Annotated in this window: 16 protein-coding genes and 1 pseudogene; 11 read left to right on the top strand and 6 right to left on the bottom strand. The window is 70.4% G+C overall.

Going from position 1 to position 22,877, the window contains the following annotated elements; all coding sequences use genetic code 11:
* Positions 1–4: 4 nt before the first annotated feature.
* From grpE to clpB, 4 genes are all read left to right on the top strand, one after another.
* Positions 5–721 (top strand): nucleotide exchange factor GrpE, encoded by a 717-nt coding sequence (gene grpE, locus ABD259_RS11175; protein ID WP_344107675.1) that lies wholly within the window; start codon positions 5–7, stop codon positions 719–721.
* A 129-nt stretch (positions 722–850) separates the two neighbouring features.
* Positions 851–2,005, top strand: a complete 1,155-nt coding sequence (dnaJ, locus tag ABD259_RS11170) for a molecular chaperone DnaJ (protein WP_344107673.1) — start codon at positions 851–853, stop codon at positions 2,003–2,005.
* A 5-nt stretch (positions 2,006–2,010) separates the two neighbouring features.
* The gene (locus ABD259_RS11165; protein WP_344107670.1) at positions 2,011–2,439 is read left to right on the top strand and encodes a heat shock protein transcriptional repressor HspR; all 429 of its coding nucleotides are present in this window, start codon (positions 2,011–2,013) and stop codon (positions 2,437–2,439) included.
* 225 nt (positions 2,440–2,664) lie between these two features.
* Positions 2,665–5,283 carry an ATP-dependent chaperone ClpB gene (gene clpB, locus ABD259_RS11160; protein ID WP_344107667.1) on the top strand — a complete coding sequence of 873 codons (2,619 nt, stop codon included), beginning with the start codon at positions 2,665–2,667 and terminating at the stop codon, positions 5,281–5,283.
* A gap of 102 nt (positions 5,284–5,385) precedes the next feature.
* Here the strand turns inward: clpB and ABD259_RS25850 are convergent.
* The 3 genes and pseudogenes from ABD259_RS25850 to ABD259_RS11150 form a co-directional block, all read right to left on the bottom strand.
* A pseudogene (locus tag ABD259_RS25850) lies at positions 5,386–5,805 on the bottom strand (type II toxin-antitoxin system VapC family toxin); the annotation flags it as partial.
* Positions 5,806–5,812: 7 nt separating this feature from the next.
* Entirely contained in the window at positions 5,813–6,028 is a 216-nt protein-coding gene (locus tag ABD259_RS11155; protein ID WP_344161983.1) for a hypothetical protein, read from the bottom strand.
* A gap of 111 nt (positions 6,029–6,139) precedes the next feature.
* Positions 6,140–6,385, bottom strand: coding sequence for a hypothetical protein (locus ABD259_RS11150; RefSeq protein WP_344107662.1), 246 nt, complete (start codon positions 6,383–6,385; stop codon positions 6,140–6,142).
* Between the two features lie 204 nt (positions 6,386–6,589).
* Between ABD259_RS11150 and ABD259_RS11145 the strand changes: the two genes are divergently transcribed.
* From ABD259_RS11145 to ABD259_RS11125, 5 genes are all read left to right on the top strand, one after another.
* Entirely contained in the window at positions 6,590–7,243 is a 654-nt protein-coding gene (locus tag ABD259_RS11145) for a DUF1449 domain-containing protein (RefSeq protein ID WP_344161980.1), read from the top strand.
* Between the two features lie 217 nt (positions 7,244–7,460).
* Positions 7,461–9,470, top strand: a complete 2,010-nt coding sequence (locus ABD259_RS11140; RefSeq protein ID WP_344107658.1) for an SPFH domain-containing protein — start codon at positions 7,461–7,463, stop codon at positions 9,468–9,470.
* Between the two features lie 8 nt (positions 9,471–9,478).
* On the top strand, positions 9,479–14,713 hold the full coding sequence (locus ABD259_RS11135; protein ID WP_344107656.1) for a DNA repair ATPase: 5,235 nt from the start codon (positions 9,479–9,481) through the stop codon (positions 14,711–14,713).
* Between the two features lie 234 nt (positions 14,714–14,947).
* Positions 14,948–16,771, top strand: a complete 1,824-nt coding sequence (locus ABD259_RS11130; RefSeq protein ID WP_344107654.1) for an acyl-CoA dehydrogenase — start codon at positions 14,948–14,950, stop codon at positions 16,769–16,771.
* Between the two features lie 181 nt (positions 16,772–16,952).
* Positions 16,953–17,141 carry a hypothetical protein gene (locus ABD259_RS11125; RefSeq protein WP_344107652.1) on the top strand — a complete coding sequence of 63 codons (189 nt, stop codon included), beginning with the start codon at positions 16,953–16,955 and terminating at the stop codon, positions 17,139–17,141.
* 26 nt (positions 17,142–17,167) lie between these two features.
* Here the strand turns inward: ABD259_RS11125 and ABD259_RS11120 are convergent, their stop codons facing one another.
* Positions 17,168–18,487 carry an MFS transporter gene (locus ABD259_RS11120; protein WP_344107649.1) on the bottom strand — a complete coding sequence of 440 codons (1,320 nt, stop codon included), beginning with the start codon at positions 18,485–18,487 and terminating at the stop codon, positions 17,168–17,170.
* Positions 18,484–19,128: a GntR family transcriptional regulator gene (locus tag ABD259_RS11115; protein WP_344107647.1), complete on the bottom strand. Its 645-nt coding sequence runs from the start codon at positions 19,126–19,128 to the stop codon at positions 18,484–18,486. The genes ABD259_RS11120 and ABD259_RS11115 overlap by 4 nt, the downstream gene beginning before the upstream one ends.
* 265 nt (positions 19,129–19,393) lie before the next feature.
* Here ABD259_RS11115 and ABD259_RS11110 point away from each other — a divergent pair, with 265 nt between their 5' ends.
* Complete coding sequence (locus tag ABD259_RS11110; RefSeq protein ID WP_344107645.1) at positions 19,394–20,470, top strand: PrsW family intramembrane metalloprotease; 1,077 nt, start codon at positions 19,394–19,396, stop codon at positions 20,468–20,470.
* 647 nt (positions 20,471–21,117) lie between these two features.
* Positions 21,118–21,483, top strand: a complete 366-nt coding sequence (locus tag ABD259_RS11105; protein WP_344161977.1) for a hypothetical protein — start codon at positions 21,118–21,120, stop codon at positions 21,481–21,483.
* Between the two features lie 98 nt (positions 21,484–21,581).
* Here ABD259_RS11105 and ABD259_RS11100 read toward each other — a convergent pair whose 3' ends face one another.
* Positions 21,582–22,640 carry a hypothetical protein gene (locus ABD259_RS11100; protein ID WP_344161974.1) on the bottom strand — a complete coding sequence of 353 codons (1,059 nt, stop codon included), beginning with the start codon at positions 22,638–22,640 and terminating at the stop codon, positions 21,582–21,584.
* Positions 22,641–22,877 lie beyond the last annotated feature (237 nt).

The raw sequence follows: 22,877 nt of genomic DNA, 5'->3' as shown, positions 1-22,877 counted from the left end.
ACGAATGGCGCTGCCGGAGAACGAGAACGGTCACGAGCAGCAGGGCCCGGTGATCCGCGACAAGCGTCGTATCGATCCCGAGACCGGTGAGCTGCGGGCCCCGGAGGCGGGAGAGACCGTCGCCCCGGAGGCGGCCGAATCGGCGGGCACGGCGGAGGTTCCCGCTGCCGAGGACAGCAGCGCGGAACTCGCCGAGGCCAAGCAGCAGGCCGCCGAGCTGATGAACGACCTCAAGCGGTTGCAGGCCGAGTACGCCAACTACCGCAAGCGGGTCGAGCGCGACCGGGCGGCGGTTCGGGAGCAGGGGCTCGCCCAGGTTCTGGGTGAGCTGCTGCCGATCCTGGACGACATCGGGCGGGCCCGCGAACACGACGAGCTCAACGGCGGGTTCAAGTCCGTCGGCGAGGCGCTGGAGTCCGCGGTCACCAAGCTGGGGTTGAAGAAGTACGGGGACAAGGGCGACGAGTTCGACCCCACCGTGCACGAGGCCCTGACGATGGTGCCGACGCCGGGTGCCACCACCCCGACAGTGATCGAGGTGTTCCAGCCCGGGTACGTCATCGGAGAACGGGTGATCCGCCCGGCCCGCGTGGTCGTGGCGGGGCCCGCCGAGGACGAGGGCACCGAGCCGGAGGGTGGCGCGGAGGCGGCCTCCGCCCCGGAGGGTGCGGCCGAGACACCGGCCGCCGAGTCCGGGCCCGACGGCGACGACAAGAAGTAGCGAGTGAACCGCCCCGGGCGCCCGCGTGGCACCCGGGGCGGTGAACCAGGTGAGCAGTGGGCAGGATCGGTAGCGCGGACCGCACCGCCCCACCGGTAACGAGCGCGAAGCGGGAGTAGGCAAGCGTCGATGAGCACCAAGGACTACCTGGAGAAGGACTACTACAAGGTCCTCGGGGTCTCAAAGACGGCCACGCAGGACGAGATCAAGCAGGCCTATCGCAAGCTCGCGCGCGCAAACCACCCCGACGCCAACACCGCCGATCCGAAGGCCGAAGAGCGCTTCAAGGAGATCTCCGAGGCCTACAGCGTCCTGTCGGACGAACAGCGCCGCAAGGAGTACGACGAGGCGCGGTCGCTGTTCGGCGGCGCCTACCAGCCCGGCGGGGGAACCGGTCCGGGCGGATTCGACATGGGCGACCTGTTCGGGCACGGCCCGACCGGCGGCGGGGTCGGCGGCGAGCGGCTGAGCGACCTGTTCGGCGGCCTGTTCGGCGGGCGGGGGCGCACCAGCACGCGGTCGCGGCGCGGTGCCGACGTGGAGACCGAGACCACGCTGACCTTCAGCGAGGCGGCGCGCGGCGCCACCCGGTCGTTCAAGCTGACCAGTGACGCCGCCTGCGCCAGCTGCAAGGGGACGGGGGCCCGGGCCGGGTCCGCGCCCCGCATGTGCCCCACGTGCTCCGGCACCGGGCACGACAGCACCATTCTGGGAGGGTTCTCCCTCTCAGAGCCCTGCAGTCAGTGCAAGGGGCGCGGGCTCGTCGTGGACGACCCCTGCCCCGTGTGCAACGGCAGCGGTCGGGGGAAGAGCACCCGTACGGTCCAGACGAGGATCCCCGCGGGGGTCTCCGACGGCCAGCGGATCAGGATCAAGGGCAAAGGCGCGCCGGGTGAACACGGGGGGCCGGCGGGAGACCTCTACGTGGTGGTTCATGTGCAGCCGCACCCAGTGTTCGGCAAGACCGGCGACAACCTGACGATCACCGTCCCGGTGACCTTCCCCGAGGCGGCGCTCGGCGCCGATGTGCGCGTGCCGACCCTCAATGGGATGCCGGTGACGGTGAAGATCCCCCCGGGCACGCCGAACGGGCGCACGTTCCGGGTCCGGGGCAAGGGCGCGGACCGCCGCGACGGAACCAAGGGCGACCTGCTCGTGACCGTTGAGGTGTCGGTACCCAAGACGCTGAGCGAGGACGCCCGCGCCGCCCTGGAGAAGTTCCGGGCGGCCACGGCGGACCAGGACCCGCGCCGTGACTTGGAGACGCGGGCGAAGGGAATGTGAATGCGATGACTGAGCGAGGGTTCGGCGAGGACATCCCGGTCTACGTGATCTCCGTCGCCGCCGAGCTGTCCGGGCTCCACCCGCAGACGCTGCGCCAGTACGACCGGCTCGGACTGGTCTCACCGGGCCGCGCCGCGGGGCGGGGGCGGCGCTACTCCATGCGCGACGTCCAGATGCTGCGCGAGGTGCAGAGGCTGTCCCAGGAGGAGGGCATCAACCTCGCCGGCATCAAGCGCATCCTGGAGCTCCAGCGCGAGGTCGACGAGCTGCGCGAGCACCTCTTCCACCTGCGCAACGAACTCGACGCGGCGCGCACGGCGGTCGCGCGTCGGCTGGCCCAGAGCGGGCCGGAGCAGGGCAACGAGCTGCTGCCGCTCCGGCACACACGTGTGACGATCTTCAATACCGCGCCTCCCCCCGAAGACGACGCGTGACCCACGCGGCGCACACGGTTTCCCGTTGATCGCGGGAGGGGCCGCCGCACCTCGCGAGCGGGGATCCGCAGGGCCTGGGGGCGTCACACGATCCCCACCGGCCGCGGGACTCCACCCGGCGCCCCGGCCCACCTTTTTCGCGGCGACCGGGCCGGCGGGCTTCGGCCGGACGTTCGGATTACACCACCTCAAGGACTGACTCTGCTGTTAGGGGGCGGCGAAGCGATGAACTACAAACTCACCACCAAGAGCCAGGAAGCGCTATCGGCGGCGATGCGGCGCGCGACCACGGACGGCAGCCCGCAGGTCGAGCCGCTGCACCTGCTCGCCGCCCTCGTCAACCAGGGAGAGGGCATCATCCGTCCCCTCCTCAAGGAGGTCGGGGTCGACCCCGGCCAGTTCAACACCAAGGTCGAGCAGGCCATCGCGGGGCTGCCGCGGGCTGCGGGCAGCACGGTCAGTGCCCCGGCCAGCTCCCGGCAGCTCATCGTCTCGCTGAACACCGCGGCGCAGCGCGCCCAGCAGATGGAGGACGAGTACGTCTCCACCGAGCACCTGCTCGTCGGACTGGCCGCTGACGGCGGTGAGGCGGGGCGCCTGCTCAAGGACGCCGGCGCGACGCCCGAGGCGCTGCTGGAGGCGTTCGAGCGGGTGCGCGGGCCGGGCAAGGTCACCTCCGAGAACCCGGAGGACACCTACCAGGCACTGGAGAAGTACGGCGTCGACCTGACTGAGCGGGCGCGCTCGGGCGCGCTCGACCCGGTGATCGGCCGCGACTCCGAGATCCGGCGGGTCGTCCAGGTGCTGTCCCGGCGCACCAAGAACAACCCCGTGCTCATCGGCGAGCCGGGTGTCGGCAAGACGGCGGTCGTGGAGGGCCTGGCGCAGCGCGTCGTCGCGGGCGACGTGCCCGAGTCGCTGCGCGACAAGCGGCTGATCGCGCTCGACCTCTCGGCGATGGTGGCCGGGGCCAAGTACCGGGGCGAGTTCGAGGAGCGGCTGAAGGCCGTCCTGAACGAGATCAAGGAGAGCGACGGCCAGATCATCACGTTCATCGACGAGCTGCACACCATGGTGGGTGCGGGCGCGGCCGAGGGCGCGATGGACGCGGGCAACATGCTCAAGCCGATGCTCGCGCGCGGCGAGCTGCGCATGGTCGGTGCCACCACCCTGGACGAGTACCGCGAGCGCATCGAGAAGGACCCGGCGCTGGAGCGCCGCTTCCAGCAGGTGCAGGTGGGCGAGCCGTCGGCCGCCGACACCATCGCCATCCTCCGCGGGCTCAAGGGGCGCTACGAGGCGCACCACAAGGTGCAGATCTCCGACCAGGCGCTGGTTGCGGCCGCGACGCTGTCGGACCGCTACATCACCGCCCGCTTCCTGCCGGACAAGGCCATCGACCTGGTCGACGAGGCGGCCTCGCGGCTGCGCATGGAGATCGACTCGCGGCCGGTGGAGATCGACGAGCTGCAGCGCACCGTCGACCGGCTGAAGATGGAGGAGATGGCGTTGGAGAAGGAGTCCGACGCCGCCTCGATCCAGCGTCTGGAGCGGCTGCGCGCCGACCTCGCCGACAGGCAGGAGGAGCTCAACGGGCTGGTCGCCCGGTGGGAGCAGGAGAAGGCCGGGCTGAACCGCGTCGGTGAGCTCAAGGAACGCCTCGACGAGCTGCGGACCCAGGCCGAGCGCGCCCAGCGCGACGGCGACTTCACCGAGGCCTCCCGGCTGATGTACGGGGAGATCCCCCAGCTGGAGAAGCAGCTGGAGGAGGCGTCGTCGGCGGAGGAAGCCGAAAAGGAGTCCGGCGACGGCGCGCCGACGATGGTCAAGGAGGAGGTCGGGGCCGACGACGTCGCCGACGTGGTGTCGTCGTGGACCGGAATCCCGGTCGGCCGGCTGATGGAGGGCGAGACCAGCAAGCTCCTCCGGATGGAAGACGAACTCGGCAAGCGGTTGGTCGGCCAGTCAACGGCCGTGGCCGCCGTCTCCGACGCGGTCCGCCGCGCCCGAACGGGCATCTCCGACCCGGACCGCCCCACCGGTTCGTTCCTCTTCCTCGGACCGACGGGTGTGGGCAAGACCGAGCTGGCCAAGGCGCTGGCCGAGTTCCTCTTCGACGACGAGCGCGCGATTGTGCGCATCGACATGAGCGAGTACGCCGAGAAGCACTCGGTCTCCCGCCTCGTCGGCGCGCCTCCCGGCTACGTCGGCTACGAGGAGGGCGGTCAGCTGACCGAGGCGGTGCGGCGCCGCCCCTACACGGTGGTGCTGCTGGACGAGGTGGAGAAGGCCCACATCGAGGTTTTCGACACCCTGCTCCAGGTCCTTGACGACGGCCGCCTCACCGACGGCCAGGGCCGGCACGTGGACTTCCGGAACACCCTGCTGATCCTCACCTCCAACCTGGGCTCGCAGTTCCTGGTCGACCCCTCGTTGGAGAACGGGGCCAAGAGGGAGAAGGTGATGGACATCGTCCGGAGCACCTTCAAGCCGGAGTTCCTCAACCGTCTGGACGACGTCATCATGTTCGACGCCCTGTCCACGGAGGAGCTGACCCGCATCGTCGACCTCCAGGTCGAGCGCCTGGCCAAGCGCCTCGCCGATCGCAGGCTCGAACTCGACGTCACCGAGGCCGCCCGCGAGTGGCTCGCCCTCACCGGCTACGACCCGGTGTATGGCGCCCGCCCGTTGCGCCGCCTGGTCCAGGCCTCGATCGGCGACCCACTGGCCAAGGCCCTCCTCAGGGGCGACCTGAAGGAGGGGGACACCGTCCTCGTCGACCGCGACGAGGAGAAGGACACCCTCACCGTCGGCGCCGCCCAACCGGAGGCCGCCGTCTCGTAACGCGCCGCTTTCCGCCGCAATGGCGATGCCCCGGCTGAGGAGCCGGGGCATCGCCATGCGCGGGGGCCCCATCGGGAAGTCCTTCTTGTTCCAGAAGAAGTAGCCGCAGCGGGTCAGCACCGCAGACGCCGAGTGAACGGCGTCATTCGGCCGCAGGCGATATTCCGACGCGAATTCGATGGCCTTGTCGACCACGAAACGCTCCACTGCCACCATCTGTATGCCGGATCGCGCGGACCACGCATCGATGGTCGTGCGAGCACGATCGCGCTGCGCAGCACCTATGTCAGAAGATCGCCGTCTCCCCGAACAGCCAACCTCAGCTCGGATCAGTGACGAAGCGACGATGTGGTCGTCGCCACGCTGCCCCTTCTCAAAGACACCGAGGCTGGTCTCATAGCGCTCCGGGTTGGTGTCCTTACGCGCGAGGATGACGTTGAGGCAACACGTCCGAGTCGGGATAGACGCGCTTGCTACCCCCCGCACGCTGCCCCCGCGCCCACTCGGTGGGATCCTCTCCATCGGTCCACTAGGGAGCGATTCCCGCGATCTCGCGCACCGGCATGATCGGATGCTCTGCCAACGGCTCCAGCTTTTCGATCTCGAATGCGACGGTTTGCCCAGCGGCTGTTCGCTGCGCGAGACCCCACGCCGCGACACGCTGCTTGGTGTGCTTCGACACCTCGGGGAGAAGGCCTGAGGAGAAAGCCGCACGCACCGAGCGATTCTGGTCGGCGTCAAACACGCTGACTTCGCGCTTACTCCCCCGCACGTTATGCGGGTACCGGCCTGGTTTTCGGAACGCTCACCCTGGCGGCGCTGGCCGCGGCCGTCCGGGTGGCCCGACGCGGCACCGTCACCTCCGCGCCCACAGCGCGAGGCCGCCGGCGATGAACCACAGCGCGATGCCGGCGGCGCACCCGGCGGAGGTCCACACACTCACGCCGGTGAGCACCGTCGCCACCGCGCCGATCGCGACGCTCACCGGCAGCAGCCACCCCCAGTGGACGAACCTCCGGTTCTGCTGCAGGGCCCGCTCCTCGTAGCTCAGCTGCCGCCCGGTCCGCTTGTGGCCCTCCTGCCGCTCACACACTGCCCGCATGTTCGCTCCTTGTGCGTCGTCGGGAATTCGTAGTCTTCGGCGTGTGCCGGGCGAGTCCGGTTCGGCTCGCCCGGCACGTTGACCACAACCGGACAATTCATCCCGTCGCCTCACAAAACGTCTCTGGCGTTCGATAAGGTTCATCCCGCAGTCACCGGCGCCTGGCGGTGTGCAACCACGACGGGGGGGTCGACGCGGCAGATCATGGGTGAATTCATCAGCACGGCGTTCGGCTTCCCCACGGCGCTCTTCAGCTTCATGCTGCTGGTCGTCTTCGCCTATTGGATCTTCGTGGTTCTCGGTGCCGTCGGCATGGACGCGCTCGACGTCGACGTCGACGCGGATACCGGCACCGCCGGCGGCCTCTCCGGACTGCTGTCGGCCACCGGCCTCAGCGGGGTCCCGGTCACCGTGGTGCTGTCCCTACTGATCACCCTGTCCTGGTTCGCGACCCTGGTGGGAACCGTGCTGCTTGATCTGAACGAGGCGTCCACACCCGCGCTCATCGCCCTGGGGCTCGTGGTCCTGGTGGCGGCGGTGCTGTTCGCGTGGCTGGTCACCAGCGGCGTTGTCATGGGCCTGCGCCGTTTCCTGCCCGGCGACGAGCCCGGCGCCGCGCACACCGACTTCGTCGGCTCGACCTGCGTGATCCGCACCGGCCGGGCCGACGAGGCGTTCGGGCAGGCGGAGATCACCGCGGCGAACGGCACGGCGTCGATCGTGCAGGTGCGCACCATCGGCGGGGAGACCCTCTCCTCCGGCGACACCGCTCTCGTCTTCGATTACGACGCCGACAGCGGGGTCTACCTCGTCACCCCGTTCGACCGATCACTCGATCCGGGATCCGCCTCGGCGTAGCGCGCTCGGACTTGCGCTCGTCCCCGCGCCCGCGGACCGGACCGACACCAGAACACCCGAAATACCCGTTTTATCCCTGACTGCCGGGAACCGGCATCCCGGTGGCAGCGTCCGAGATAACAGACAGCGGCCTGCACCGCCCGCCGTGTCGCGGCCCGACCGGCGCGCCAGGGCCCCCGAATTCCCCGAGCCGCGCCCTCGCTAGAGAGACCACTGGATGGAAACCATCACCGCCGGCGTCGGCGTCCTCTTCGCCGCCGCCCTCCTCATCGTCCTCGGCCTCCTCTTCACCATCGCCCGGCTGTTCCGCAAGGTCGAACAGGGCCGGGCGCTGATCATCTCCAAGGTGAAGAAGGTCGACGTGACCTTCACCGGAGCGGTTGTCCTCCCCGTCCTGCACAAGGCCGAGGTCATGGACATCTCGCAGAAGACGATGCTCATCGAGCGCGACGGCAATGAAGGGCTGATCTGCCGCGACAACATCCGCGCGGACATCAGCATCACCTTCTATGTCGGGATCAACCCCACCCCGCAGGACGTCCTGAAGGTCGCCCAGTCCATCGGCACGGAGCGCGCCAGCAACCAGGAGACCCTGCAGGAGCTGTTCAACGCGACGTTCTCAGAGGCCGTCAAGACCGTCGGCAAGCAGTTCGACTTCGTGGACCTCTACACCAAGCGCGATGAGTTCCGCGACCAGATCATCGCGCTCATCGGCACCGAGCTGAACGGCTACTACATCGAGAAAGCGGCGATCGACTTCCTGGAGCAGACGCCGCTGCACCGCCTCGACCGCGACAACATCCTCGACGCGCAGGGCATCAGCAAGATCACCGCCCTCACCGCCGAGCAGCACAAGCGCACCAACGAGCTGGAGAACGAGCGGCAGAAGGAGATCCAGCGCCAGGACACCGAGTCCGCGGAGACCCTGGCCGAGCTGGAGCGCCGCCGCGAGGAAGCCGAGGCCAAGGCCAAGCGCGAGATCGAGAGCATCAAGGCCCGGGAGGAGGCCGAGACCGCCAAGGTCCAGGCCGAGGAGCGGCTCAAGGCGCAGGAGGCGCACCTGCGCACCGACGAGCAGCTGGGCGTCCAGCACCAGAACCAGCAGCGGGAGATCGCCGTCGCGGAGAAGAACCGCGAGCGCGTCATCTCCATCGAGTCCGAGCGCATCGAGAAGGACCGGATGCTGGAGGTCATCGGCCGCGAGCGCGAAACCGAGCTGTCCCGCATCGCCAAGGACAAGGAGCTCGAAGGCGAGAAGCGCGAGGTCGCCGAGGTTATCCGGGAGCGGATCGCGGTCGAGAAGACCGTGGCCGAGCAGGAGGAGAACATCAAGAAGCTGCGCGCGGTCGAGGAGGCCGAGCGCGAGCGCCAGGCCATCATCATCCACGCCGAGGCCGAGGCGCAGGAGAACCTGGTCAAGGACATCAAGGCGGCCGAGGCCGCTGAGGCCGCCGCCAAGCACAGGGCCGCCGAGGAGCTGACCCTGGCCGAGGCCCGCGAGCAGGCGGCCGAGCTCGACACCCGCGCCAAGGTCAAGCTCGCCGAAGGCGTCCAGGCCGAGGCAGCAGCGGCCGGCCTGGCCGAGGTCCAGGTCCGCGAGCAGGACGCCGAGGTGATCGAGAAGACCGGTCGCGCCGAGGCCGCCGTGATGAAGGAGAAGGCCGCCGTCGAGGCCGAGGCCGTCCGCGAGAAGCTCAAGGCCGAGGCCGAGGGCCTGAACGACAAGGCCGGCGCCATGGCCGCCCTTGACCAGGTCAGCCGCGAGCACGAGGAGTACCGCCTGCGGCTGGAGGCCGAGAAGGAGGTCCGCATGGCCGGGATCGACGTGCACCGCCAGGTCGCCGAAGCCCAGGCCACGGTGCTGGCCACCGGCCTGGAGAAGGCCGACATCAACATCGTCGGCGGCGACGGCATGTTCTTCGATCGGATGGTCAACTCCATCGGCATGGGCAAGGCCGTCGACGGGTTCGTGCAGAACTCCGACGTGGCGCAGTCGCTGGGCGGCGCGTGGCTCGACGGTTCGTCCGACTTCAGCAAGGACATGTCCCGGCTGCTCGGCTCCGTCGGCACCGAGGACGTCAAGAACCTCACCATCTCCGCGCTGCTCATGAAGCTCATCCAGGCGGGCGGCCCCGACGAGGGCCGGCTGCGCGAACTGCTGGGCACCGCGCGGGACCTCGGCGTCGCCGAGGCGCCCCTGGCCGCCCTCAACGGCACGAAGCAGTGAGGTAAGCGGTGACCGATGTGGTGAACGAGGAGTCCGCCGCCACGGCGGGCTCCTCCGCCCCCGAAGCGAACGCGACCGAACGAGCGGAAGCGTCGACGCCGAACGGCCGAAGGCCCCGCAGCGTCGGCGGTGCAGCAAGTGAGGAGCGTGAGCGCGCAGACGGCACTGACGCGAACGACGCCCCCACGACCCACCCGCCCGCGCCCGAGGCCCCCGACGGCCTCGACGCCGGCACCTACGAGGTGCTGCGCTCCCGACTCGCCGAGCACGCGGGCGAACTCGCCCGGCGGGCCGAAGAGCTCAACACCCGCCGCCTGGAGGTGTTCGGCGGCAGTGAGCTGGAGCTGCTCGGCACCGAGCGCATCCGCACCGAGCACAACTGCGTGCCGCGCGACATCGTGTCCGTCGGCGGGCACATGCTGTTCGGCTACAACGTCTTCATCGGGCTGAAGACCGAGACCCGGGTCGACGACGTGTTCGCGCTGCACCGGTTTGAGCGCGCGGGCGACACCACCGCGTTCGGGTTCGACCCCGCCGCGGACGACACCCTGCCGGAACTGCTGCGCGACCCGCGCTTCGAGCGCGACTTCGGCGAGCTGTACCGCTACTACCGCGAGACCCGGCTGCTCCAGCTGCGGCACGTGGAGGGCAAGCTCCTCGCCGTCTTCCAGACCGGCCCGCGCACCGCGGACGTCAAGGTGCTGCGCTGGAGCGTCAGCTCCCGCGGCGAGGTCTCCTACCTCGACGCCCGGGGCGAGCGCGACCACGTCTTCCCGCCCTCGCACGACTTCGCGTGGACCGAGACCACCCGCGACGACCACGTCCTGGGGCGCCACCCGCACATCTCCATCCTCGACCAGCTCTTCGTCGAGACGGTCGGCGGCGACCTGACCATCAAGATCGAGAACAACACCGAGTCCGGGCAGGGCATCTACAGCGAGCCGGTGGCCGAGCCGCTGCAGAGCCTGGCCGACGCCCAGGTGCACTACGCGCGGGTCGGCGCGCTCATCCTGCTGCGGATCCTCCCCTACAACGAGGCCGAGTGGCGCCACCTCGTCTTCAACACCCGCACCAAGGACGTCCTCCGGCTCGACGGCATCGGGCAGGCCTGCCAGCGCCTCCCCGAGGACCAGGGGATCATCTTCCCCGGCGGCTACTACCTGGCCACCGGCACGGCCAAGACCTTCGACACCGACGTCACCGGCCTGGAGTTCGAGCGCGTCATCCGCTCTCCCAACGGCGAGGACGTGCTCTACGGGTTCCACTCCCGTCACGACGGGCGCACCCTCCTGCTGCCCTACAACGTGATCCGCAAGGAAGTCGCCACCCCGATCGTCTGCCACGGCTACTCGCTGTTCGACGACGGCACACTCGTGGTGTTCCGCGACGGCGGCGGCGAGCCGACCCGGGTGCACCCCATGCAGGTGTGGCAGACCCCCTACGTCTCCGACGTGTATGCCGCCGCGCAGCCGGTGGGCACCGGCCCGCTGGAGCGGATCGGCAACGCCGAGCTGGTGCGCGGCATCTCCGACTGCCTGTCGGTGACCCGGATGGTCGCCGAGATGTCGCCGTCGACCGAGGTGTTCGAAGCGCTCATCGCCACCTGCCGCAGCGTGTTCGACCACTACCACTGGCTCGGCGACACCGAGCTGGGCGGGCTGCACGACCCGGTGTCGCAGGTGCGCGCCACCGCCGAGCAGGTGCTCGACGAGTTCGAGAAGGTGCGGGCGCTCACCGACCAGGCCGCCGCGGCACTGGACGAGGCGGCGCGCGCCATCGCCTCCCTGCTCCGGCGGTCGCGCGGCGAGACGCCCCGGTCCGCCGACGCGTGGGTGGAGCTCCTCACCGAGCTGCGCCGCTCCCAGGGCCACCTGGTGACGCTGCGCGAGATGCGCTACATCGACACCGGCCGCATCGACACGCTCGACGGCGACCTGAGGGACGAGCTCACCTCCGTCGGGCGTCGCGCCGTGGCGTTCCTGGCGGGCGACAACGCCTTCGCGGGGTACCACGAGGAGGTCGACCGCCTGGTCGCCGAGGCCGAGTCCATCGCCACGGTGGCCGACGCGGCGCCCGTGGGCGAGCGGCTCGCCGCGCAGAGCGAGGGGCTGGAGGTCGTCACCGAGGTCGTCAGCACGCTCGACATCGCCGACACCCAGGCGCGGACTCGCATCCTGGAACGCGTCGGCGAGGTCCTCGGCGGCATCAACCGGGCCCGCGCCACCCTGGAAGCGCGCCGCAAACAGCTGCTGGAGACCGAGGGCCGGGCCGAGTTCGCGGCCGAGTTCGCCCTGCTCGGGCAGGCCATCACGGGAGCGCTGGCCGCCGCCGACACCCCGGACCGCTGCGACGAGCAGCTGGGGCGGCTCATGCTGCAGTTGGAGAACCTGGAGTCGCGCTTCGGCGAGTTCGACGACTTCCTCGACGAGCTGAGCGCCAAGCGCGAGGACGTCTACGAGGCGTTCTCCACCCGCAAGCAGGCGCTGCTGGACGAGCGCGCCCGGCGGGCCGACCGGCTGGTGGAGTCCGGCGACCGGATCCTGGGCAGCGTCCAGCGCCGGGTCGTCTCGCTGGACTCGCTCGACGATGTCAACACCTACTTCGCCTCCGACCCGATGGTGGCGCGGCTGCGCTCCACCATCGAGCAGCTGCGCGGCCTGGGCGACCAGGTCCGCGCCGAGGAGCTGGAGGGCCGGGTCAAGGCGGCCCGCCAGGAGGCCGGGCGGGCCCTGCGCGACCGGCTCGACCTGTTCGACGGCGGCGGCGAGAGCCTGCGCCTGGGGCGGCACCGCTTCGCGGTGAACACCCAGCCGATCGACCTCACCCTCGTCCCGCACGACGGCCGCATGGCGGTCAGCATCACCGGGACCGACTTCCGCGCACCCGTGCTCGACGCGGGGTTCCAGGCGACGCGCCGGTTCTGGGACCGGCTGGTCGTCTCGGAGTCCGCTGAGGTGTACCGGGCGGAGTACCTGGCCACGTCCATCCTGGCCATGGCCGAGGCGGGCGCGGAGGGGCTGAGCCTCGACACGCTGCGCGCCGCCGCGGCCGCGGCCGCGAGCGAGGGCGAGGGCGAGGGCGACGGCGCCGCGCACGGCCTCCTCGCCCTGGTCCGCCGGGTGGCGGAGTCCCGCTACAACGAGGGCTACGAGCGGGGCGTCCACGACCACGACGCCGCCCGGATCCTCGATGTCCTGCTGCGCCTGCGCACCGACGCCGGGCTGCTGCGCTACCCGTCCGCGGCGCGGTCGGCCGCCCAGCTGTTCTGGGCGTTCGGCGCCGGGAAGGAGCAGCGGTCGGCGTGGCGGACGCGGGCGTCGTCGCTGGCGCGCGCCCGCGAGGTCTTCGGGGTGCGCGATTCCGCGGCGATCGCGGGGCTGCGCGCCGAGCTGGCGGAGGCCATCGCGTCCTTCCTCGCCTCCTCCCACCTGGACATCGACGCCGGGGTAGCGGAGCTCGCCGGGGAGTACCTGTTCGAGGAGGTGGCGTCGGCGCCCGACGGATTCGTCACCAGCGCGGGCGCCCGCACGCTGCTGGACCGGTTCCGCCGCGCGCTCGGCGGCGCGCGTTCCGCGTCCGGTCCGTCGTTCGAGGACGACCTGCGCGCGCTGGGCGACGACCTCGCCGCCCGGCACCAGCTGGTCACGGCCTGGCTGCGGGCGTATGCAGAGGCGAACGCCGCCGCGTCCGCGACCGCCACCGCGTCCACGGCCGACGGGAAGGCCGACGCCGCCACCGTCGAGGCCGACCTGGCCGAAGCGGTCGCCGTCGAGCTGTGCGGCGCGGACCTGCCCCGGTACGACTCCGCGGCGGCGATGTCGGCGACCGTGACGGGGCTGCTCGGGACACACCCGCGCGTCGCCGATCGGACCCTGTCGTTCCGGCTCGACGAGCTGCTGGCCCGCACCCGCCGTTTCCGCGTCGAGGAGGTGCCCGCCTTCTGGGACTACCAGCGGCAGCGCAACGAACTGATCGAGCACGAGCGGCGGCGCCTGCGGCTGGACGAGTACAGGCCCAAGGTGATGAGCACGTTCGTGCGCAACCGGCTGCTGGACGAGGCCTACCTGCCGCTCATCGGCGACAACCTCGCCAAGCAGCTGGGCGCCGCGGGCGATGGCAAGCGCACCGACCAGAGCGGTCTGCTCCTGCTCATCTCCCCTCCGGGCTACGGCAAGACCACGCTGATGGAGTACGTGGCGAGTCGGCTGGGCCTGGTGTTCGTCAAGGTCAACGGGCCGGCGCTGGGGCACGCGGTCACCTCGCTGGACCCGGACGACGCGCCGGACGCCACCGCCCGCCAGGAGGTCGAGAAGATCTCGTTCGCCCTGGAGATGGGCAACAACGTGCTGCTCTACCTGGACGACATCCAGCACACCAACCCCGAGCTGCTGCAGAAGTTCATCTCGCTGTGCGATGGTCAGCGGCGGATGGAGGGCGTCTGGGGCGGGCAGACCCGCACCTACGACATGCGCGGCAAGCGGTTCGCGGTGTGCATGTCCGGCAACCCCTACACCGAGCAGGGGCAGCGGTTCCGCGTCCCGGACATGCTGGCCAACCGCGCGGATGTGTACAACCTCGGCGATGTGATGTCGGGCAAGGACGAGCTGTTCGCGCTGAGCTACATCGAGAACGCGCTGACCTCGAACCCGACCCTGGCACCGCTGTCCACGCGGGACCGGGGCGACATCGAGCTGCTGGTGCGGCTGGCCGGGGGCGACGAGTCAGTGCGGGCCGACCAGCTGGCCCACCCCTACTCGCCGGTGGAACTGGAGCAGATCCTGTCGGTGCTGCGCAAGCTGCTGCGGGCGCGGCAGGTGGTGCTGGCCAACAACCAGGCCTACATCGCCTCGGCGGCCCAGGCCGAGGAGTCGCGCACCGAGCCGCCGTTCCGCCTGCAGGGGTCGTACCGGAACATGAACCGGCTGGCGGAGAAGATCGTTCCGGTGATGAACGACGCCGAGCTGGAGGCGGTGATCGACGACCACTACCTGGGGGAGGCGCAGACACTGACCTCGGGTGCGGAGGCCAACCTGCTCAAGCTGGCCGAGCTGCGCGGGACGATGACGCCCGAGCAGGAGCGCCGCTGGGCCGAGGTGAAGGCGGGCTTCCAGCGCGGGCGGGCCCTGGGCGGAGCCGAGGACGACCCGATGACGCGGGCGGTGGGCGCCGTCGGCCTGCTGGCCGACCGTGTCGGGGCGGTGGAGGCCGCTATCGAGAAGGCGGCGGAGCGGTTCCACCGCTAGGAGACCGCCCGCGCGAACACATGACGGGAATCACCCCGATTCCACGACCGGGGCGCCGGCCGGGCTTCCGGCCGGCGCCCCGTGGCGTATCCGGCGCAAGCCCCTGCGGGAGCGGCGATTCCGACAGTTGGGACAGCCCCTGGCAAAGCACTACTACTGGGTAGTAACATGTCATTGTTACTAGCCAGTAGAGGACTGCGCCGACAGCGGCCACGACACAGCGGAGCGCGCGCCATGACGCATTACAAGAGCAACCTCCGTGACCTCGAGTTCAACCTCTTTGAGGTATTCAAGCGCCAGGACGTGCTGGGGAAAGGCCCGTTCGAGGAGCTGGACGAGGACACGGCCCGCACCATCCTTGACGAGGTCAACCGGCTCGCCACCGGCGTCGTGGCCGAGTCGTTCGAGGACGCCGACCGCAACCCCCCGGTATTCGACCCCAAGACCAGCACGGTCGCCATCCCCGAGAGCCTGAAGAAGTCCTACCAGGCCTACATGGACGCCGGTTGGTACAACCTGGACCTCCCCCAGGAGCTCGGCGGCCTCGGCGCGCCCCGCTCCCTCGTGTGGGCCGCCTCCGAGCTCGTGTTGGGCGCTAACCCCTCCGTCCACATGTACTCGGCCGGTCCGGGCTTCGCCAACATCCTCTGGCAGGAGGGCAACGAAGCGCAGAAGAAGTTCGCCCTGCAGGCCATTGAGCGCGGCTGGGGCGCCACCATGGTGCTCACCGAGCCCGACGCCGGGTCGGACGTCGGCGCCGGCCGCACCAAGGCCACCGACCAGGGCGACGGCACCTGGCACATCGAGGGTGTGAAGCGCTTCATCACCTCGGCCGAGCAGGACATGACCGAGAACATCTTCCACCTGGTCTTGGCGCGACCCGAGGGCGCCCAGCCCGGGACGAAGGGCCTCTCCCTCTTCCTCGTGCCGAAGTTCCTGGTCAACGAGGACGGCTCGCTCGGCGAGCGCAACGGCGCCTACGTGACCAACGTCGAGCACAAGATGGGCCTGAAGGCGTCCACCACCTGTGAGCTGACCTTCGGCGCCAAGCACCCCGCCGTCGGCTACCTCGTCGGCGACAAGCACGACGGCATCCGGCAGATGTTCCTCATTATCGAGTACGCCCGGATGATGGTCGGCACGAAGGCGATCGCCACGCTGTCCACCGGCTACCTCAACGCCCTTGAGTACGCCAAGGAGCGCAAGCAGGGCGCCGACCTCACCCAGATGACGGACAAGACCGCGCCCCGGGTGACCATCACCCATCACCCCGACGTGCGGCGCAGCCTGATGACGCAGAAGGCCTACACCGAGGCACTGCGCGCGCTGGTCATGTACACCGCCACCCAGCAGGACGCGATCCAGATCGCCCAGCACACGGGCGAGGACCACAGCCAGCTGGAGGCCTACAACGACCTGCTGCTGCCCATCGTCAAGGGTGTGGGCTCCGAGCGGTCCTACGCCCTGCTCTCCGAGTCGCTGCAGACCCTGGGCGGCTCCGGGTACCTGCAGGAGTACCCGATCGAGCAGTACATCCGCGACGCCAAGATCGACACCCTCTACGAGGGCACCACGGCCATCCAGGCGCAGGACTTCTTCTTCCGCAAGATCGTGAAGAACAACGGTCAGGCGTTCGGCGCGCTGATGGGCGAGATCAAGGCCTTCGCCGGCAGCGACAACGGCAACGGCCGACTCAAGGAGGAGCGCGCCCTCCTCGCCGAGGCCGCCGCGGACGTCGAGAAGATCGTCGAGATCATGATCGGCGACGCCATGCGCTCCGCCGAGGAGACCCGCGAGCTCTACAAGGTCGGCCTCAACGCCACCCGCCTCCTCATGGGCTTCGGCGACGTGGTGCTGGGCTGGCTGCTGCTCCGCCAGGCCGCGATCGCGCTGGAGAAGCTCGACGGGGCCGAGGGGAGCGACAAGGACTTCTACACCGGCAAGATCGCCGCCGCGCGCTTCTTCGCTGACCAGGTCCTGCCGCGCCTGTCCGCCGAGCGCAAGATCGCCGAGAACACCACGCTCGACCTCATGGACGTCCCCGAATCGGCGTTCTAACACGTCGGTCCGGGTGACACGCGGGACCGAGTCCCGCCACAGCGGGTGAGGGAAGTACCCCCCTCACCCGCTTTTGTTCGTCCCGCGCGCCGGTGGGGCCGACAGCCCGCCTCCACCGCCGCCCCTCCGGGCGAAGCTGAGACGCGACGGGTGGACCGGGGACGTGTCGCGGAGGCACCGCATGGGTAGCGGTACGGCCGTCATCCTCGGAGTTGACGGCGCGATGACGGCGTTCGGCGCCGCCGTGCCGGACCTCGGCACCATCGGTATCGCCCCGGTGGCGTGCGCAGGGGCGACCTGCGTCCTGACGCCGCTCCTTCTGGTCCCGCGCCGCGCGGCCGGTCGCTCCACCCTCCGGCCGCCCCGATGACGGCCTCACAGCGCCGCCGCGTGCGGTCAGGCCGAGCGCGGGTAGCGCCGGAGCAGTGCGGCGAACACGGCGGTACCGAGCACCGTGGTCACGGTGACCGGCACGAACGCCGCCTGGAAACCGGCACCGGACTCCAGGATCATCCCGGCGAGCAGCACGGTCACCACCACGGCGGTGAACCCGGACATGTTCACCAGGCTCGACGCCACGCCCGTGCGCTGCGCGGGGATGCCGTCGCGGGCGAAGTCGAAGGAGATCGGCGCCGCCATCGCCATGGCCGCGCACGCGATGGTGAAGTGCGCGATGACCAGCGGAACGGGCGGTCCGCCCGGCCACGCGACAATCGCGATCCAGCCCACGCTGAGCACCGTCCCCAGCCCCACGCCGAACACGGCGCGGATCCGGGGGAAGCGGCCGACGAACGCGCCCAGCACCGGCGAGACCCACAGCGTGGCGACCCCCAGGACGGTCAGCACGAGTCCGGCGGCCGCCGGGGCCATGCCCAGCCCCTCGACCAGGAACGGGTAGCCCCACAGCGCCGCGAGCATCGTGTAAGGCGCCTGCAGCACCACATGGCTGGCCATGCCCACCCGCGGACCGCGCGCCCGCAGCGCCTCCCTGAGGCTCGCCCCAACCGAGACAGGCGCCTGCCGACGGTCCGACGCGCGCACGCCCTCGGGGCGGTCGCGGACCACCAGGAGCACCAGCAGCATCATCACGGCGGTCACCGCGCCCGTGGCCAGGAAGGCGGGCGTCCAGCCGAGCTGGTGAAGCGCCGCCGAGAGGGGGACCACGCTGGCCACCTGGCCGAGGCCGCCGATCGTCCCGGTGAACGCGCTGACCAGGGCGTACTGCCGGCGAGGGAACCACAGCGCACCGAGCCGGATGACGTTGAGGAAGGTCACCGCGTCACCGAGGCCGATGAGCACCCGGGCGGTGATCGCCACCTCGATACTCGGAGCGAGGGCGAACATGGCGACGCCCGCCGCCATCGCCGCCAGACCGATCAGCAGCGTCTTTCGCGGCCCGAGCCGGTCGGCCAGCACTCCGGTGGGCACCTGGAGCGCCACGTAGACGATCAGCTGCACGACGGGGAGCACCGACAGCAGCGCCGGACCGACGTGGAAGCGCTCCTGGGCCTGGAGCGCCGCCACGCCCAGCCCGTTGCGGTGGAACATCGCCAGGAAGTAGACGCCGACGGCGACGCCCCACACCAGCCAGGCGCGGGCCCCTCCCGGAGGTTCGGTCCCGGCCCGCCCCGCACCGTGGCCGCCGCCGATCAGCTCAGCGGATGTCCCGTCAGAGGATGACTGGTCGCACGCCCGTTCCCGGGCGTCGACGCTCACCGGCGCGCCCCGAGCATCGCCCCGGCGGCGTCCATGTGCACCCGGACGGCCTCACGCGCCGCCGCGGCGTCGCCGTCGCGGAGGGCGTCCATGATGGCGGCGTGCTCGTCGATGTTGGCGCGCAGCCGCTCGACGGTGCGCGCGCCCTCCTCCATCATGCGCAGCTGCCGGTCGCGCAGGGTCTCATAGAGGTCGATGAGGACCTGGTTCCCGGCGGCCCGGATGATGGCGCGGTGGAATTCGCGGTCGGCGACGACGAAGGCGCGCTTGTCGGTGGCGACGTGCGCGCGCATCACGTCGAGGTAGGAGCCGAGGGCGTCCACCAGCGCGGTGCGCTCGGCCTCGCCCAGGCCCGCCGCGCATTCGGCCGTGAAGCCCTCGACGAGGCGGCGGGTCTCGATGACGTCGTCGATCTCCTGCTGGGAGACGGGGACGATGAGCGCTCCACGCTTGGGGAAGAGCCGGACCAGCCCTTCGGCCTGGAGCCGGAGCAGCGCCTCGCGGACCGGCGTGCGGGAGACCCCGACCCCGGCCGCGATGTCCCCCTCGCTGACCAGGTCGCCGCCCCCGTAGCGGCGGGTGAGGATGGCGTCCTTCGTGTACTCGTATGCGCGATCTGTCGCGGAGGGCGTTGTATTCATGTTGTATCTAAGCTACCGGCACATAGCGCGTTTCCCCAGGCCAAAGCGGCAACAGTGAGGAGAGCCACGCCGACTCGGCCGGACCCGCCACGGGGCGCTCCGCCGTTCCGCCCGCCGGTCGGCGAAAACATCGTTCAAAACGACGGACAGGACTTGCCCAACCACCCCGGAATGCCGGGAGACGGCCCGGCGCGGGTGCCACCATGGCGCCATCGACGGGCACGCCACCGGCCGCCCGACCGGGTTCTTCTCCGCGGAAGAGGGATTGCCGTTGCACGCGCTGCGCACCCCGATGCCATCGCCGCCCACGAAGGGGACGTGGCGGACGATCCTCGTCAGCGGTGTGGCGCTGTGGGTCGCGACGGTGGTGGTCACCTTCCTGACAGGGAACACCAACCTGCTGCCCACCATCGTGCTGCTGGGCAGCTTCCTGGTGCCCGTGACCTTCGTCGTCTGGGCCTACGAGCACCACCACGGCGGAAACGTCACCGTGGAGACGCTGTTCTCCGCCTTCGTTGTCGGCGGGATCCTGGGGGTGCTGGGCGCCTCCGTGCTGGAGAGCTACCTCCTGCACCCGTCTCCCCTGGTGTACCTCGGCGTCGGCGCCATCGAGGAGTTCGTGAAGCTGCTCGCGCTGCTCTTCGTGGCCCGTGACCTGACGCACCGGAGGCGGCGTGACGGGATCGTGCTCGGCGCGACTGTCGGACTCGGCTTCGCGGCGTTCGAGAGCGCGGGCTACGCGCTCAACTCGCTGGTGACCGCGCAGGGGCTGGATTTGGTCGCGCTCGTGCAGACCGAGATCCTGCGCAGCCTGCTGGTGCCGGTGGGGCACGGGCTGTGGACGGCCATCCTCGGCGGCGTGCTGTTCGCGGCGTCGTCCGCGGGGCCGACTTGGCGGTTCACCCCCGGCGTCGTCGGCACGTTCGCGGGTGTGGCGGTCCTGCACGCGCTCTGGGACTCCGTGCACGGCATCGCGATCGCGCTGACGCTGATGTTCACCGGGCTGCCGTGGGGGGACCTGATGCTGCAAATCGGCCGACTGCCCGCGCCCACCCAGGCGCAGGCCAATCTGGTCAATCTGCTGGAGTTCGTCGGCCTGCTCGTGGTCGGCGCCATCGGCCTCCTCTGGCTGTGGATAGTGACGATGACCGGGCCCGGCCGAAGGGAGGCGAACAGCGCGACAGCTCCCCCAGGGACCGCCCCACGTCCGGGGCACGGGCATGCCACAGGGCCGGCGCGCCCGGCTCCCACCGGGCAGCCTGGCGCCCCCGCCGCACCGGACCACCCCACCGGATCGGAACGGCGGGGCGCCCCCGAGACACCCGAGGAACCCGACGACTGACCGCCGCCGACCACCGGAAGCGGAAGGAGGAGCCGCCATCGGCGCGGCCACCCCTCCTCGTCATGCCTGTATGGGCCGTTCGACCGGCACCCGGTCGCGTGTCAAACGGCGGATTCGCCGCCGTGGCGGGCGACGCGCGCGGCGGACCGACTCCGGCCCGCCGACTCTCACGCAATGCTTGGGTGAAATCACCGCAAGCAACACACCATTATCCTGCGCGTTCACGCCGACACGCGGCGCAAGCACATGCGGTGACACAGCCGACACATCACCAACATTCCCCTTCCCTCCCAAGCACCCGGCGGGCGTCGATCATATATTCGATTCCCTCGTAGTGTGCTGCGAAAACAAACTCTATAACAATACGGCCAAGCGACTCCAAGTGTGACATGGGCAACATTTTGCGGGGTCGACCCCTGGGGGCCGGTTCCTGCTACTATCCGGATCGCGAAGGATAACTAGCAGGTAACAGCCCCTTCTGTTATTTGTTGCCTTTGTGGAGATCACAGGTCAAACGACCGGCACCGGCTGCCCCTCCCCCTGGATCGCCGGAGCGGGCCCGACCTGGGATCCGGCCGTGGATGTGTGGCCGCATCTCGACAGCGGCACTCCCCACCACGGTTCCCCTAGCTGCAGGAGACGTCGCTTTGAGTCACAGGCGTTTGAACAACCCACGCGTCGCCCGACTGAAATCGTCGCTGGCGAAGCGGGTCAAGCACCGCCCGCGCCATGCCTTTTGCGCCCAGAGGGCGATCTCGGCACTGCGGGATGAACTCGATGCCGTGATGGCCCGGCCGATGTACCGCGCCGGCAGCTCCGACCTCGCTGTCATCTCCGTGATGCGGGGCATCAACGTCTGGTGCCGCGATGGCAAGTTCTTCTGGAACGACGCCATCGGCACAACCGTCGAACACCCCGCCAACGACCCGGCCGGCGCCGCGGCGCTGCTGCGTCCCTTCTCCCTCCGCCGTAGCTTCGAGCACGGCAGGCACCACACACTCTCGGCCGCGTAGAACGCGAGCCGCGCGCAGCGGCCCTCCGCCGCTCCGGCGCCCCTCTTCTCCCCGCCCTGCCGTCGGCGGTGACCGGTCGGCGCACGTGGTTTGCCGTCTCATTCCTCTTCCTCGTCCAGCCGGAGATACCGACGGCTGTAGTCGAGAGCCTCCCTCGCCTGCTCCGCCGCGTACTTCGGACAGCGAACGGCATCCTGATCGATCTCGGCCGCGTCACCGAGCTCCCCAGCGTGCGCGTCGGGGGCGTGCAGCGCCCGCACGAGCGCCATTCGCTTCCGGTCCGGCACCCAGGCCGTCGGGTGCCCCTCGCCGTGCGCGCACGGGGCGGCGAGCGGGGCCGGATCCACCGTCGCCAACGCCTCGCGATAGACGTGGACGGCGGCCGGTGCGACCTGCTCCCAGGCACAGCGCCGCGTGACCGCGCAGACGAGGAGCAGGAGCGGCAACCGCTCCTCGGGCCGCGCGCCCGCGATGAACCGGCGAGCGGCCCACACGGCCGCCGTCCCGGTCGGGTCCTTGGGGTCCCGCCACCGGCCGTCGCCGAGGTCGCGGGTCAGCCGCACGATGTCGGCCCGGCCGTCCCGGTGCAGATAGAGCGCGTCCAGGTGGCCGGTGTCGGGCGCGCGGGTGATGCGCGTGATGGCGCGCCGCAGGTCGTCGAGGATTTCCCGGGCGAGCCCGGCCAGAAAACCAGGACAGAGCCACCCGTCGCGCGGCCCCGCGTTCAGGACCTCCATGTCCTCGATCTCCTCGTCCCACCGATGCTCGTCACCCAGCAGCGGAATCAGGTCCGCCAGCTCCTCGGTGTAGGCACGCGTGGAATCGAGCCCGGGATGCCCGTCGCCCTCGTGGTGGGGGCAGTCCGCCGCGGCGAAGACCTCCGACGCGGCGCGCACCGCGTCGATCATCTGGCGGACGACAGCGGCATGCCGCACGTACCAGTAGGGGTACGTGCGGGTCGCGTACAGCCCGACCGCCAGCGGGGCGGCCTCGTCGCCGGACGCCTGCTCGGCCAGCCGACGGGCGGCCCAGCCGAGGAGCGCGTCGGGGTCGCAGTCGGGGTATCCGCTGACGATGCTCGCGATGTCTTCGGCGAAGGTGTCAGTGTCGAGGGAACCGTCGTTTCGTATGTAGGCGCTGGGGGTAGCGGGGTCCATAGCCTTTTCGATGCCCCGAATCGTCGTCTGGTTCCCCATCGGCACCAGGACCCTTCCGCCCTCGGGGGATTCGGCCGCTCCGCATCGCGTCAGGCGCTGTCCTCACCTCCCGGGAACGGTCCCCCTGACCAGCGCCCCACCCACGGATCGCGCCCCCGCACCGTCGCGGCCGGCTCACTCCGGGGTCGCTGAGACGCCCTCGCCGCGCCCGCTGCCGTCATTACCAACCGGTACGTT

It is taken from the genome of Nocardiopsis rhodophaea, from assembly GCF_039530945.1.
Classification (GTDB): domain Bacteria; phylum Actinomycetota; class Actinomycetes; order Streptosporangiales; family Streptosporangiaceae; genus Nocardiopsis_C; species Nocardiopsis_C rhodophaea.
This window is presented reverse-complemented; position numbering and strand designations above follow the sequence as displayed.